We start from the raw sequence: 13,225 nt of genomic DNA on the forward strand, positions 1-13,225 counted from the left end.
ATTTCAAACATATATGAAACAATCAAATCTATTACTTATGTCGGCAACAATCATGTTGGCATCCTGTGGTGGAACCAAAGACACAGGACAAAAAGATCAGGCACTCATCGGACAATCGGACATCAAGATCGAAGGCAAGCGCATGACTCCCGAAGCACTTTGGGCAATGGGACGTATCGGTGGTGTATCCGTATCGCCCGATGAGAAACAAATAGCCTATTCGGTGGCTTATTATAGCATACCGGAAAATAAAAGTAACAACGAACTGTTCATCATGAATGCCGATGGTAGCAGTAACACGCAAGTTACTCATGACAACTGGCAAGAAAGCCAACCCACCTGGATCAAAGAGGGCAAGAAGCTTGCTTTTCTCTGTAACGAGAGTGGTAGCAGCCAGGTGTGGGAAATGAACCCTGACGGCAGTGGCCGCAAACAACTCACTCAATATGATGGGGATATCGAAGGCTTTTCCTTCTCTCCCGACGGTAAGAAATTACTTTTCATCGCCCAAGTAAAGACTGTAAAAAGCACCGTCGACAAGCATCCAGACTTACCGAAGGCAACAGGTATCATCGTCACCGATCTGATGTACAAGCATTGGGACGAATGGGTGACTACTGCCCCTCACCCGTTTGTGGCGGACTTCGACGGTAACGGCATCAATAACGTAAAAGACATTCTTGAAGGCGAACCTTACGAAAGCCCGATGAAACCTTGGGGAGGTATCGAGCAGTTGGCATGGAGTCCTTCTTCCGACAAAGTGGCCTATACTTGCCGCAAGAAAACCGGATTGGCATACGCTGTCTCTACCAACTCCGATATCTATATCTACGATCTTACCACTCGAAAGACAAAAAACATCACCGAAGAAAATAAAGGTTATGACACTAATCCTCAGTACTCTCCCGACGGTAAATACATTGCTTGGCAGAGTATGGAACGCGATGGTTACGAAGCCGATTTGAACCGTCTGTTCATCATGAATCTCGAAACCGGTGAGAAACGTTTTGTAAGCCATGCATTCGAGTCAAACGTAGATAATTTCCTCTGGAACAAAGACTCTCAAAGTATCTATTTCATCGGAGTATGGCATGGTGAAACACAGATTTATAATATCAATCTGGTCGATAACGATAAATTGGTACAGCTTACCGATGGAATGTACGACTACGCTTCTCTTGCACTCTGTGGTGATAAAGTGATAGCCAAACGTCACTCCATGAGTATGGGCGACGAAATCTACGCCGTAAACAATGCACGTAGCGGCGAAACCATTGCCGAAGCCAAGCAGTTGACGTTTGAGAACAAACAGATTTACGACCAACTGGAAATGGGTAAGGTAGAAGCCCGCTGGATGAAGACCACCGATGGCAAACAAATGTTGACGTGGGTTATCTATCCGCCCCAATTCGACCCGAACAAGAAGTATCCTACCCTGCTCTTTTGCGAAGGCGGTCCTCAAAGTCCTGTCAGCCAGTTCTGGAGTTACCGTTGGAACTTCCAGATTATGGCAGCCAACGATTATATCATCGTAGCTCCCAACCGTCGCGGTCTTCCGGGCTTTGGTGTGGAATGGAACGAGGCTATCAGCGGTGATTATGGCGGCCAGTGTATGAGAGACTATTTCACTGCCATCGATGAAATGGCAAAAGAACCGTTTGTTGACAACGACCGTCTCGGTTGTGTAGGTGCCAGCTTCGGCGGTTTCTCTGTCTATTGGCTTGCCGGACATCACGACAAACGTTTCAAGGCGTTTATTGCCCATGACGGTATCTTCAACATGGAAATGCAATATCTGGAAACCGAAGAGAAATGGTTTGCCAATTGGGATATGGGTGGTGCATACTGGGAAAAGGACAATGCCACTGCTCAACGTACTTTTGCCAATTCTCCCCATAAGTTCGTTGATAAATGGGATACTCCTATCCTCTGCATCCACGGTGAGAAAGACTTCCGCATCCTTGCCAACCAAGCAATGGCAGCTTTCGATGCCGCCGTCATGCGTGGTGTTCCTGCCGAACTGCTCATCTATCCCGATGAAAACCACTGGGTGCTGAAACCACAGAATGGTATCCTCTGGCAACGTACTTTCTTTGAATGGCTGGATAAATGGCTGAAACCGGCTAAATAAATAAAGCCAAAGTATAAAAACAATCGTCCCCGGCACTTCATTGAAGAACCGGGGACGATTCGCTTTATTTATAAACCATTCGACTTATCAACGTAGAATACTCCGGAATGTCAGAAAGATTATCTTGAAATATTCCTTGATGGAACGGTTATCAATATACCTCATATTATACCGTATCTTATCAGGCATTATCTGCTCCTGATATGCTTTATCCGCATCTTCCGCCTGACCTAATATCCTGTTTTCATCCACATATTCTATCGAAGCGTAATCGGTGATACCCGGACGAACCGATAAAACTCTCCTCTGCTCATCCGTATACAAGTCTACATACTTACGAACTTCAGGACGAGGTCCTACCAAACTCATATCCCCTTTCAATACATTGAACAACTGAGGTAATTCATCCAGCTTATATTTTCTGATAAAATAACCGATACGTGTTATTCTGGGATCACGCCCACCCACAGTTATCAAACCCTGCCTGTCAGCCCCCACACGCATCGAACGGAATTTATAGACATAAAAGTCCTTTCCATAACGCCCCACACGCTGCTGACGATAGACACCACCCCCTTTACTTTCCAGACGGATAGAAATATACAGAATAAGAAAAACAGGAGAAAGCAGCAGAATTCCCAAAAGGGAAAATAGAACATCAAAGCAGCGAATCATTACTTAATACTTACAACCGACTGATAAGCCGCCATTACAGTCTTAATGATAAAATTCAACTTCTCATCGTCCAACTGGGGATAGATGGGCAAAGATATTTCACTCTTGAAATTCTCGTATGCCTGAGGATACCCATTGATATCATATCCCAAAGATTTAAAGAACGAGAGCATAGGCATCGGAATAAAATGCACATTCACGGCAACCTCGCTTTTAGCAATTTCATCAATCATCCGGTCGCGTTGTTCTTCCGTAAAGGCCTTGATGCGCAATGCATAAATATGGTAAGAGCTCTCTTTCTCCCCCTCTATCGAAGGAGGAACGATTGCCCAGTCACATTCCTTGAAAGCTTCCGTATAAGTATCGAATACTCTCTTACGTTCCTTCAGCAGCTTCGGATATTCCCGTATCTGGGCAAGTCCGATGGCAGCATTCACATCCGCCATATTTACCTTCATCCCCAATCCTACAATATCGTAACGCCAACCACCGGCCTTTGATTTAGAGAAAGCATCTTTTGTCTGGCAATTCAAACTCATCATCCGCAACTCCTTATAAAGTTCCGAATTATCAAAAGGCGCAGGCAGGTTCAAACAAATAGCTCCACCCTCGGCAGTCGTCACATTCTTCACCGCATGAAGTGAGAAGATAGCGACATCCGTCTCACAACCTGTACGTTGATTCTTACTATAATAAGCCCCCAACGAATGTGCGGCATCATTCATCACAAGAATACGTCCCAGTTTCTCCTGTACAGCACTTTCAGCTTTGAACATCTTCCGTATTTCAGGTTCATTCACCAGTTTCATAATCTTGTCATAATCGCAAGGAAAACCTGCTATATCCACCGGAATAATTGCCTTTGTTTGGGGAGTAATCGCCTTACGGATAGCATCTACAGATATATTGAAGTCCTTACCCGAGTCCACCATAACAGGCTTTGCACCCGCATGGAGCACAGCCAATGCCGTAGCACTATATGTGTAAGCCGGAACAATTACTTCATCATCCGCTTTCACTCCCAGCCAACGAAGCATCATAATGGCTCCCGAAGTCCAGGAATTCACACAAAGCACTTCTTTCGCACCTGAGAAAGATTTTATTTCTTCCTCTAAAGCTTTTACTTTAGGACCGGAAGTAATCCAGCCCGAACGTAATGAATCAACCACCTCATTGATGACAGTATCATCAATGTAAGGAGGAGAAAATGGTATTTTCATGATTAAAAAAAATATGTATTGATTAGGGCTATCCCGGGGAGGGATAGTCTATAAAAGAGAAATCAGGAAATAAATATATAATACTTCATCATAAAACACTAGGAAGCCTACTAAACGTATCTATCAAATTATATCCATCCCAAGTCAATGCAAAATTCGTAGTTTCACCTATGGGTACTATACGATCAAGACCTAAAAAGCGATTACGTCGAACAAAATCAACAAGTTCTTCCTTTTTAAAACCATAGTATCCAAGAGTTTGATATTTGACGGTAACAATTGATGCTATTTCGTCAATTGTCCCAATCGTTTTCTCTGAAAAATAGCCACAGGCGCAACGGAACTCTTCAATATTCTTTGGTAACTCGCTTAATTCTGTACGGAACACCAGATTATCAGGCATATCTTGCATCTTAACATTCATACATATAGCCTGACGATAGAAAGCTGTGAGCTTATCAACACTCATGACTGCCTGCAACTGATACTTGGATGAAACATAGTCATGAAAAATATTCCAAAAACGTTCTTTGGCTACTTCCAGACAATCTGCAGAAAGCCAAAAAATAGTATGGGGAGCAGAACAAGCATTCTGGTCAAACAGATATGTGTCATTATAAAATGCTTCTGCAAGTCTCTTCATTTCAACATCTGTAGCCGACATTATAGCTGTTGGATTTATAGCCGCAATAGAATATCTATCAGCAAAACAAACATCAAAAGAACGTGCAGGTAGTGCATTCTGACGAATTGTAGCTATAGTTGTATCCCCTCCCCAAATCACACGCACATTGGCAATAGATGAAAAGTATGCACTTGCATCTGAAGTTCGGTCGTAGCGTACCAAAACAATACGACTAGCAACTTCATCATATAACTCACTTTTCAGTATCTCATACAAATGTTTGATAATTAAATCTACCTGCGGGAATTGTTTTGAGCTCACACGAACAATATTGGTATTACCGGATAAAAGACCTGCTACCAATGAATAACCAAAATTAATAGGAACATTGGATGGTGCAATATGAAAGAGAAGCCCTCTCCCTAAACGCAATTCATCCTTACGAACGTATTCACTCATCAATTTTTGCAGATTTGCCTTTCTGCAGAAAAAAGCAAACGTAATTACATCCGGATACAGACGACTACTACGATCTTTGAGCAATGCTCCTGACAATATATTCAGAAACTCAATAACTTTATCTGAAAATGGTATATCCGGACGATATTCCAAAAACTTCTTCCAATCAATCTGAGCAGGATAAAGCAATGTAAAATTAGAATTTGGCAGCATAGGTATCACTACATCCGCGGATTTCCGCATTTTTAATTCGACCTTCTATTTTGAAATACTTACCTTTAAGTCCACACGGACAATCATCCTCACCTAAAATCATCCCTTCATCTTCGGTTAAAAGTACATGACCCGGATATGATTCTGGAAGTGTACTTACCACTTCAATCAGACCTTTCTCTCCAATTTCAGCCAATGAAAAATCAAAAGGCCTACGAATCAACACATCACTGAATATACTTGTATGCAGATGACCATACTTGCATTCCATATAAATACAACCGGTTTGTTCAACCATGCCGTAATAGTCATGTACATTATCAGGCAAGATTCCACACACCTCATTCAGACTATTCTTGTATTCTTCCGGAGAGACCTTCTCCGTTACAAGCTTCTTCCAACCGCCACCATGAATCAGGATTCCCTTACTCAAATCAGGCTTATATCCACTCTCAAGCAGCTTCTTATAAAAGTGCTGCCAAATCATAAACGTGAAACCGAACATAAAGATCGTTTCTCCTTTGTTAGCTTCGAGAAATTCTTTCATTCCCTCAACATCAAGTTCCATATCTTCGTTGAGTGCATATTGACGTTTGTTTCCGAACATGGAAAAACCAAGTATACCAGCACCACGGGCAGAGAACATATTGCGGTTTTTAACAACAGCTGTAGAATCAAGGATCAACATCGGAACACGCTTTGTTCCAAGGAAATGACTCACAATCTTTGTCAGACATTTCTGTTGTGCGCTACTGGTCTCACGGTCAAGAAAAATACGTGAGACTTGTTGACCTGTAGTCCCACTGGAAGTCATAGTTTTGACTACCTCGCTTTTCTCACACGAACGAAGTTCAAACTCTTTAAATAATCGTACCGGTAAATACGGCAACAGCTCATAGTCAGGCAGATTACTTATATCCAACCCACGAGCATCCACCATTCTACGATAAGCCTCACACTGATTATAATGCTTACGTGTAAGCTCACGCAAGCGTTCGTTCAAAAGTTGATGCTTCTGTCCTCTGTCCAGTGAATACGGAGCTATTTCAAGTATTTCATTTATGTTCATTATCATAGCATTTTCTGAAGCTCAGGATAATCTATTTTTCCATTTGTTTTAACAGGTATAGTATCAATCTTTTTTACAGTAAAAGCACGCGGATTAAAACCAGTCTTCTCTACGAGTAAAACCTTAATTTTCTCCTCAAGTCCATTTTCTGTCACAAAAACAGTAATCAAATCATCCACCCCTCCACAAGCGCAATTAGGAGTTATGGCTTTTACCAATTGCTCAATGGCATCAAGATTAGTCCGATTCCCCAAAATTTTCACGAAACGCTTCATGCGGCCGGTAATGTAGAAAAAACCATCTGCATCAAATTTGGCAATGTCACCTGTATGAAGTTCACCACAATTTTCATCACCTTTTCCAAGATCCATACGTTCTTCCGCATAACCCAAGCAAACATTCGCACCTTTATATACAAGTTCCCCTTCCACTTCCGGCTCTTTTATACTTTTGCCATTAGTATCCACTATACAAAGCTGCCCTCCTGGTATGGCAATGCCGATTGAAGCATTCTTCTCAATCGCCTTATCAAACGGCAGATAAGACATTCTTGGAGCTGCCTCTGTCTGCCCATACATCACAATGAATTCTTTATTATTCTGTTTGGCAAAATCTACATATTCTTTCACGTAAGTAGCATTCAATTTACCTCCTGCCTGAATCATTGTCTTCAATTCCGGTAATTCCATACGGAAAAAACGCAGTCGCTTCAACATTTCGTAAGTATAAGGTACACCTGCAATGGAAGTAGCTTTTTGTTCCTTGATGAAAGTCCAAAACTCACGTTGCATCACAGCTTTATCAGTAAGTAAAATGGTAGCTCCCTTAATTAAATGACTGTTAATGACCGACATGCCATAACTATAATACATTGGTAATGAAGTCACCGGACGCTCATCGGATGTAATTTTTAAATAATCTGCAATTGATTCTGCATTACTCTTAAGATTTTGTTCAGACAATCTCACCAATTTAGGAGAACCGGTACTCCCTGATGTCGTAAGACATAGAAGCAGATCCGGATTAATAGCTTTATCGGTCAAGGGCTCATCATAAGCCATCAACTGAAGAGAATACTCCTGATAAGTATATATACTCTTTCCACCGATTTCATTCGCACGAACCGATGGCATCCATATATACTCCGGCTGATAGATTCCAATGAGTCTTTGAACCAACTCTAAATCCTTACTACCATCCAAAAGTACCTGTGGAATATGTTTGTTCATGCAAGCCACATAACCGATAAAAGCACCAAGAAGATTCTCACAAAGCGTAAAAACAAACCCACCTTTATAATGAACGGCAAAGTTCTCCACTTCTTCCGCTACCTGTCCATAAGTCAACACCTCGTCACGGTCGGTAATGACAGCTGTATTATCTTTATATTTATCTAAATCGAACATCCAGTATATTATTATTCAATAATTCTTCATATAAGAAAGGATTACCATGTCCTGGAAAAATAGTCATATCACCCTTTAATTTTCTCTGTATCGTTGGTAAAGCCTTAATCAGATAGTCCTTATGGCTACTGTCCGGGAATCGGGTAATAATTGGTATATCCTTCAATAGTGAATCTCCTGTAAATGCATATTGATTATCAATCACTATCAAACTACTTCCTTTAGAATGTCCAGGAATATGATAAAACATAAGTTGATGTCCATGCCAATCCATCTGTAATTCTTTATTAAACGTAACATCTGTTTTATAGTTGCATGCAACATATTCATGCTTAAATAATTCCAGATTATTATCACCAGTAACCTTATCCCTTTCTCCAATAACAAATAAAAGTAATGTTGGTCTCAGGTATTTTGAGGAAACCATCCATTTTGCTCCAAATTCCTGACAAATTATTGTAGTCTCAAAATATTTCTGATACCAATATATTCCGGAAGTATGATCATGATGTTCGTGTGTAAGCAGTATGGTTATGTTTTGTATACCTTGCTTATTTAGCAACTCTGTTAATTCTTCATTTCTATGAGGATCAAAAATAATGGCTTCATTCTCACTAAAAATCACATACATATTAGAATTAACAAATTCATATACAGAACGATATATCTGCAATTCCCCTATGGGAAACATATCTAACATCTACTTCAACTCATTTAATATATCTTCTGCTACTTGTGATGCTGTCAATCGATTTTGTTCAAGCAAACAATCATAATCACCTGCCAGATCGAACACATCTGCGATACCCAAACGCAACAAACGAGTTTGTCTTAAGTGCTGTTCTGCAACAATCTCTGCGACGGATGCCCCAAGTCCTCCCATTTTATTATGCTCTTCTAAAGTCACAAGTAAACGTGTATCTTTTCCCTCCAAAACAACCTCCTTATCAATGGGCTTAATAGAATACATATCAACGACAGATACTTCTACCGATTGTTCTGACAATATTTCTGCTACCTTCAAGGCTGTTGCTACCATAGTTCCACACGCATAAATAGTAACATCTTTTCCTTCCGTCAAACGATTACTTTTACCGATTTCGAATTGAACATCATCTTTATATACTATTGGGCAGTTCAAGTTACCAGTCAATCGGATGTAGACTGGAAACTTGGATTTCAATGCTACATTAAATAATTTCACCGCAGAAGCAGCATCAGCAGGTGAAAGTATCTGCAAATTAGGAATAGCGCGCATCATCGATATATCCTCAATAGTATAATGAGTATTTCCTGCAAATCCTTGACTTAAACCAGCACCAGAACCAACAACTATTACCTTCTGAGACATGTATCCAAGATAATGACGAATTTGTTCACACCCTCTCATCGTCACAAAAGTTGCATATGTTGTAACTACAGGATGAAAACCTTCAGCAGCCATACCCGCAGCAATTCCTATCATGTTCTGTTCGGCAATACCAACATTAATAAATTGATCTGGATAAATTTTACAGTAACGATCCATTCCAGAAAGAGTTGCCAAGTCGGCTGTCATTAATAGAAACTTATCATCAGCCTTAGCAGCCTCAAGAACAGCCAAGCCAAAAATAGCGCCTCTCTGTCCCAACATGCTACATGTACGAGCCGTTATCCGTGTTATTTCAAACATTTTCCACCTCCTCTTTAGCTTGTATATATTGTTCTTTGGTCAAAGTGTGATGATGCCACTCTTTCTGACCCTCCATAAAACTTACACCTTTGCCTTTGATAGTATCTGCAATAACACAAATAGGTTTTTCACTTAACGTATTCAAGGCTTCAACCAGTACATCCGGATTATGACCATCTACAATACGTACCTCAAACCCAAAAGCCTTAAATTTTTCTCCAAGATCCATCTGATTCATCACCTCTGTTGTGAGTCCATCGTATTGCAGTTTATTTCTATCTATAATAACAATAAAGTTATTTAAACCATAACTAGCTGCAGACATTGCAGACTCCCAAATCAGACCTTCATCACATTCTCCATCACCAACAAGTGCAAATACACGCGATGAAAGCCCTTTCTTCTTACAAGCCAAAGCAAGCCCACCGGCAAAACTCATTCCCATACTAAGACTGCCACCAGAGAACTCTATACCTTTCTGAAGATTACGCATTGCATGTCCATGAAAATGAGAGCCATTTATCTCAAAGCTCTTGATGTCCTCATCAGAAAGAAAACCTGCCCATCTCAATGCGGAATAATATGAGAGCACGCAGTGCCCTTTGCTTATCACCAAACGATCACGATTCTCATTTTCTTTTTTATTTATGTCATAACGAAGCACCTTTCCGAAGAGGGCAGCAAATATCTCTACCGTTGACAATCCAGGGCCTAAGTGAGAACCATTCCGTCCACAGTCGTATGCCATCTGTAATGCAGACAAGCGAAGGTTCTTCGCCAATTCTTTTAATTCCATTTTATCTATTCTTAATCATTAATCGAAGATCAAACCCGCCACCATCAACTTTAACATTTTCTCCATTAATAAAACTGCTGTCATCACTTGCAAGAAACGCTATAGTTTTGGCAATCTCCTCTGGCCTACCCAATCGTCTCAAAGTAAGACCAGAATTGATTTTAGACATAGTTTTGTCTTCTATTTCTTGAGCCATTTTGGTGTCTGTGAGTCCTGGAGATACAGCATTGACTCGTATACCTACAGCACCCATCTCCCGAGCCAGTTTTTTGGTAGCACATACCAGTGCTGCTTTACTGGCTGCATATTCCAATTGGGAAGTATCTTCACAATCAGCTGCAACACTGGCAACATTAATGATACTTCCACTTCTTTGTCTTAACATTACTCTAGACACAAGTTGAATAGTCTCAAGTATACTAAAAAAGTTAACATCCATTACTTTTCTAATGTCAAGCATGTTTGTCATTGAAAAAAGTCTATCAGGACTAACTATACCAGCAGCATTTACCAAGATATCTATCGGTCGTTTCTCTTTAATAATTTCTTTAATTCCCGTTTTAATAGATTCCGATTCACTCAAATCTATATATACTCGCTTAATCCAAATATTATTCTGTTCTTGCAACAATTGTATTTGCTCCTCAAATTCGGTATCATCTCTATGAACTATCGCCCAACAATTAACCCTTTTTTGAGCAAATAATTGCAGTGTAGCGAAACCAATCCCACTACGTGCACCCGTAATTATTGCATTTTTACCTCGTAACATCAGAACTCTACATTATATTTCTTCAGTATCTCCTGCCCTCTTTCATAAGAAGAAAAATCAATGATATCATCTGTATCCATCATGATATCAAATGTATCCTCAATAGCTGCAATAAGTGTCATATGACCTACAGAATCCCAAAGTTCAGTCCCTTGATATTTTAAACCTGCAAGTTTGTCAACTGTTATTTGAAGATTCTCACAAAATACATTGTTATACTTTTCTAAATTTGTCATAATTATTAGTTTTATATGAAATAAATTAGTTATTATCTACCTGCTTTAAGAGCAATTCTAATCACAACCCTGTCACGACCATCAGGTAAAGTAAATTCATCAATAACTTCTGCCTTATTTACACGTTTATGAAAATCAAGAACACCTTTATTTCTTTTATCAACTTCCCCTATAAGTTCTTTTTCTCCAAGATGATAAAGAACCCGGTTCTTTATATTATCAACTTGAAAATTCTGAAGTCCAGCCTCTTCGCTCTTTAACCAGCACCAGTACTCACCTCTTACACCTTTTGTATCTATAAACTTAGGAGCATTGGGGGCATCACATAATGATTTATAACGTTGCCAAACACCTTTAATTAATGAAGGATGACATATTAATGCAAATGCTGCTGCAAATCCAAGTTTAAGTTTATGTTTCTTCAAATTATTTATCTGTGATTTAGCATCTTGACTAGCACTACTAAATCCCACTATTTTCCCATCCTCTTTTACTGCACATATTACTACCTCCCATGGGTCGTTGAGAATTATTTTATAATAAGTCTTTAAAAAGAACTTTCCTAGAGACAGAAATATGCCTTCTGTATACCGATCCCGTACATGCCAATGCACATCTGTAATTTGCTTGGCATCACTTGGTTTTGCTATTCTAAATCTAATATTGCTCATCATTTAAATGATTTAATTCTCAACTATCTTTATCACTTCTACCATTTTTTCTGCCAGATACTCATAATCAAATATTTTAGCTGTTTCCAAAGCCCGTTTACACATGACATTATATTCCTCGGCCGATAGTTCTAACAGAGAACGAATAGCTACTGCATAATCATTCTCATCTTTCATTTCATGAGCTATACCTATTTCATTATTGGTTATCGGACATTGAGGAAGATTGATGTTACAAACTATCGGACGACCACTAGCCATATATTGAAACATTTTGCTTGAACTGATTCCATATTTAGCAAATTCTGAAGAAATATAGTTCAGTATATTTAAATAGCTCTTTGAAAGTATAAATGGGACATACTTGGGATCTGTCCATTTTGCTTTGAACTTTACATTCGAAAGATTATGTTCCACACAATATTGAATCAGCGCATTACGATCATCACCATCACCATAAATCAAAAAGACAGTATCTTCCAGATCTTTCATTTTTTCAGCAGCACGTACCAACTGTCCTACATTATTCACCAGTCTGATACTCCCCAGATAAATAACCTTTTTCTTGTCAGATTTCAAATCTTCATCATCTATCGTATATTCAATCTTCCAGTTATCAAAATCTTTCAAGTCCACACCATTATTTATATAATAAATCTTTTTCATATCTACAGGACCTCCAGATTCTATATCCCATCCCTTTGCACGTATATAATCAAAACAACCGGTAAGTGAAAATACAGCAGCATCCGACTCTGTATAGTTTTTTTTGGCTCTATACCACAAATATTTCATGATTGGATTCTTTGCACTAATCAGCCCTAAATCCACAAAAATATCCGGCCACATATCCAATACCTCTTTCACATACTTAATACCATGTTTATGAGCAAAGTCAAGAACCGGATTTGAAATAAGCGCATCCGTTGTTGCCACTATCAAATCAGCTTTAGGTATTTTTTTCATCACCCTCACTAAATTATAATGGAACTGAATTTCACTCAATATACGTTTTATACCTGCCGTTCCCCGATAAGGCAAACTCCTAACATGTACAAAGTGCAAATCGTCATACTGACGCTCAATATATAATGAATCATCTTCTATAAGATCCAGATTCATATTATGCATAATACTACAACCAAAAATTGTCACATTATATCCACTTTGCTGGAGATAATGAGCAAATTTAATTGTCCGCAAGCGTGATTCATATTTGGGTGGCATAGCATACTTATTCACCAACCAAATATTTTTAATATGTTTTTTAGACATATATT

General features: G+C 39.3%; 13 protein-coding genes. 1 reads left to right on the top strand and 12 read right to left on the bottom strand.

Annotated features, from left to right (window positions below):
• The first annotated feature begins 13 nt into the window (after window positions 1–13).
• On the top strand, window positions 14–2,131 hold the full coding sequence (locus tag DXC10_RS14780) for a S9 family peptidase (protein WP_117738318.1): 2,118 nt from the start codon (window positions 14–16) through the stop codon (window positions 2,129–2,131).
• Window positions 2,132–2,218: 87 nt separating this feature from the next.
• Here DXC10_RS14780 and DXC10_RS14785 read toward each other — a convergent pair whose 3' ends face one another.
• From DXC10_RS14785 to DXC10_RS14840, 12 genes are all read right to left on the bottom strand, one after another.
• Window positions 2,219–2,806, bottom strand: coding sequence for a sugar transferase (locus tag DXC10_RS14785; RefSeq protein ID WP_117738232.1), 588 nt, complete (start codon window positions 2,804–2,806; stop codon window positions 2,219–2,221).
• Window positions 2,806–4,026 carry a DegT/DnrJ/EryC1/StrS aminotransferase family protein gene (locus DXC10_RS14790; RefSeq protein ID WP_117738234.1) on the bottom strand — a complete coding sequence of 407 codons (1,221 nt, stop codon included), beginning with the start codon at window positions 4,024–4,026 and terminating at the stop codon, window positions 2,806–2,808. The genes DXC10_RS14785 and DXC10_RS14790 overlap by 1 nt, the downstream gene beginning before the upstream one ends.
• 88 nt (window positions 4,027–4,114) lie before the next feature.
• Window positions 4,115–5,353: an acyl-CoA reductase gene (locus DXC10_RS14795; protein WP_233519972.1), complete on the bottom strand. Its 1,239-nt coding sequence runs from the start codon at window positions 5,351–5,353 to the stop codon at window positions 4,115–4,117.
• Window positions 5,307–6,398, bottom strand: a complete 1,092-nt coding sequence (locus DXC10_RS14800; protein ID WP_233519974.1) for an acyl-protein synthetase — start codon at window positions 6,396–6,398, stop codon at window positions 5,307–5,309. The genes DXC10_RS14795 and DXC10_RS14800 overlap by 47 nt, the downstream gene beginning before the upstream one ends.
• Window positions 6,395–7,798: an AMP-binding protein gene (locus tag DXC10_RS14805; RefSeq protein WP_117738240.1), complete on the bottom strand. Its 1,404-nt coding sequence runs from the start codon at window positions 7,796–7,798 to the stop codon at window positions 6,395–6,397. The genes DXC10_RS14800 and DXC10_RS14805 overlap by 4 nt, the downstream gene beginning before the upstream one ends.
• Window positions 7,782–8,498 (bottom strand): MBL fold metallo-hydrolase, encoded by a 717-nt coding sequence (locus DXC10_RS14810; protein ID WP_117738241.1) that lies wholly within the window; start codon window positions 8,496–8,498, stop codon window positions 7,782–7,784. The genes DXC10_RS14805 and DXC10_RS14810 overlap by 17 nt, the downstream gene beginning before the upstream one ends.
• A complete protein-coding gene (locus DXC10_RS14815; RefSeq protein ID WP_117738243.1) occupies window positions 8,499–9,470 on the bottom strand; it encodes a transketolase family protein in 972 nt (323 codons plus the stop codon).
• A complete protein-coding gene (locus DXC10_RS14820; protein ID WP_158557876.1) occupies window positions 9,463–10,251 on the bottom strand; it encodes a transketolase in 789 nt (262 codons plus the stop codon). Before DXC10_RS14820 ends, DXC10_RS14815 begins: the two co-directional genes overlap by 8 nt.
• A 16-nt stretch (window positions 10,252–10,267) precedes the next feature.
• Window positions 10,268–11,038, bottom strand: coding sequence for an SDR family NAD(P)-dependent oxidoreductase (locus DXC10_RS14825; RefSeq protein ID WP_117738247.1), 771 nt, complete (start codon window positions 11,036–11,038; stop codon window positions 10,268–10,270).
• On the bottom strand, window positions 11,038–11,274 hold the full coding sequence (locus DXC10_RS14830; protein WP_117738249.1) for an acyl carrier protein: 237 nt from the start codon (window positions 11,272–11,274) through the stop codon (window positions 11,038–11,040). The genes DXC10_RS14825 and DXC10_RS14830 overlap by 1 nt, the downstream gene beginning before the upstream one ends.
• A 32-nt stretch (window positions 11,275–11,306) precedes the next feature.
• The gene (locus tag DXC10_RS14835) at window positions 11,307–11,948 is read right to left on the bottom strand and encodes a hypothetical protein (RefSeq protein WP_117738251.1); all 642 of its coding nucleotides are present in this window, start codon (window positions 11,946–11,948) and stop codon (window positions 11,307–11,309) included.
• Between the two features lie 9 nt (window positions 11,949–11,957).
• Window positions 11,958–13,220, bottom strand: a complete 1,263-nt coding sequence (locus DXC10_RS14840; protein WP_117738253.1) for a glycosyltransferase family 4 protein — start codon at window positions 13,218–13,220, stop codon at window positions 11,958–11,960.
• Between the last annotated feature and the right edge of the window lie 5 nt (window positions 13,221–13,225).

Origin of the sequence: Bacteroides sp. OM08-11 (assembly GCF_003438665.1) — a bacterium.
Taxonomy (GTDB): Bacteria; Bacteroidota; Bacteroidia; order Bacteroidales; family Bacteroidaceae; genus Bacteroides; species Bacteroides cutis.

What these genes read in the sequence shown, in the direction of transcription:
- DXC10_RS14780 (WP_117738318.1), top strand. Translation starts at nt 14, where the DNA reads ATGAAACAATCAAATCTATTACTTATGTCGGCAACAATCATGTTGGCA.
- DXC10_RS14785 (WP_117738232.1), bottom strand. Translation starts at nt 2,806, where the DNA reads ATGATTCGCTGCTTTGATGTTCTATTTTCCCTTTTGGGAATTCTGCTG.
- DXC10_RS14790 (WP_117738234.1), bottom strand. Translation starts at nt 4,026, where the DNA reads ATGAAAATACCATTTTCTCCTCCTTACATTGATGATACTGTCATCAAT.
- DXC10_RS14795 (WP_233519972.1), bottom strand. Translation starts at nt 5,353, where the DNA reads ATGCGGAAATCCGCGGATGTAGTGATACCTATGCTGCCAAATTCTAAT.
- DXC10_RS14800 (WP_233519974.1), bottom strand. Translation starts at nt 6,398, where the DNA reads ATGATAATGAACATAAATGAAATACTTGAAATAGCTCCGTATTCACTG.
- DXC10_RS14805 (WP_117738240.1), bottom strand. Translation starts at nt 7,798, where the DNA reads ATGTTCGATTTAGATAAATATAAAGATAATACAGCTGTCATTACCGAC.
- DXC10_RS14810 (WP_117738241.1), bottom strand. Translation starts at nt 8,498, where the DNA reads ATGTTAGATATGTTTCCCATAGGGGAATTGCAGATATATCGTTCTGTA.
- DXC10_RS14815 (WP_117738243.1), bottom strand. Translation starts at nt 9,470, where the DNA reads ATGTTTGAAATAACACGGATAACGGCTCGTACATGTAGCATGTTGGGA.
- DXC10_RS14825 (WP_117738247.1), bottom strand. Translation starts at nt 11,038, where the DNA reads ATGTTACGAGGTAAAAATGCAATAATTACGGGTGCACGTAGTGGGATT.
- DXC10_RS14830 (WP_117738249.1), bottom strand. Translation starts at nt 11,274, where the DNA reads ATGACAAATTTAGAAAAGTATAACAATGTATTTTGTGAGAATCTTCAA.
- DXC10_RS14835 (WP_117738251.1), bottom strand. Translation starts at nt 11,948, where the DNA reads ATGATGAGCAATATTAGATTTAGAATAGCAAAACCAAGTGATGCCAAG.
- DXC10_RS14840 (WP_117738253.1), bottom strand. Translation starts at nt 13,220, where the DNA reads ATGTCTAAAAAACATATTAAAAATATTTGGTTGGTGAATAAGTATGCT.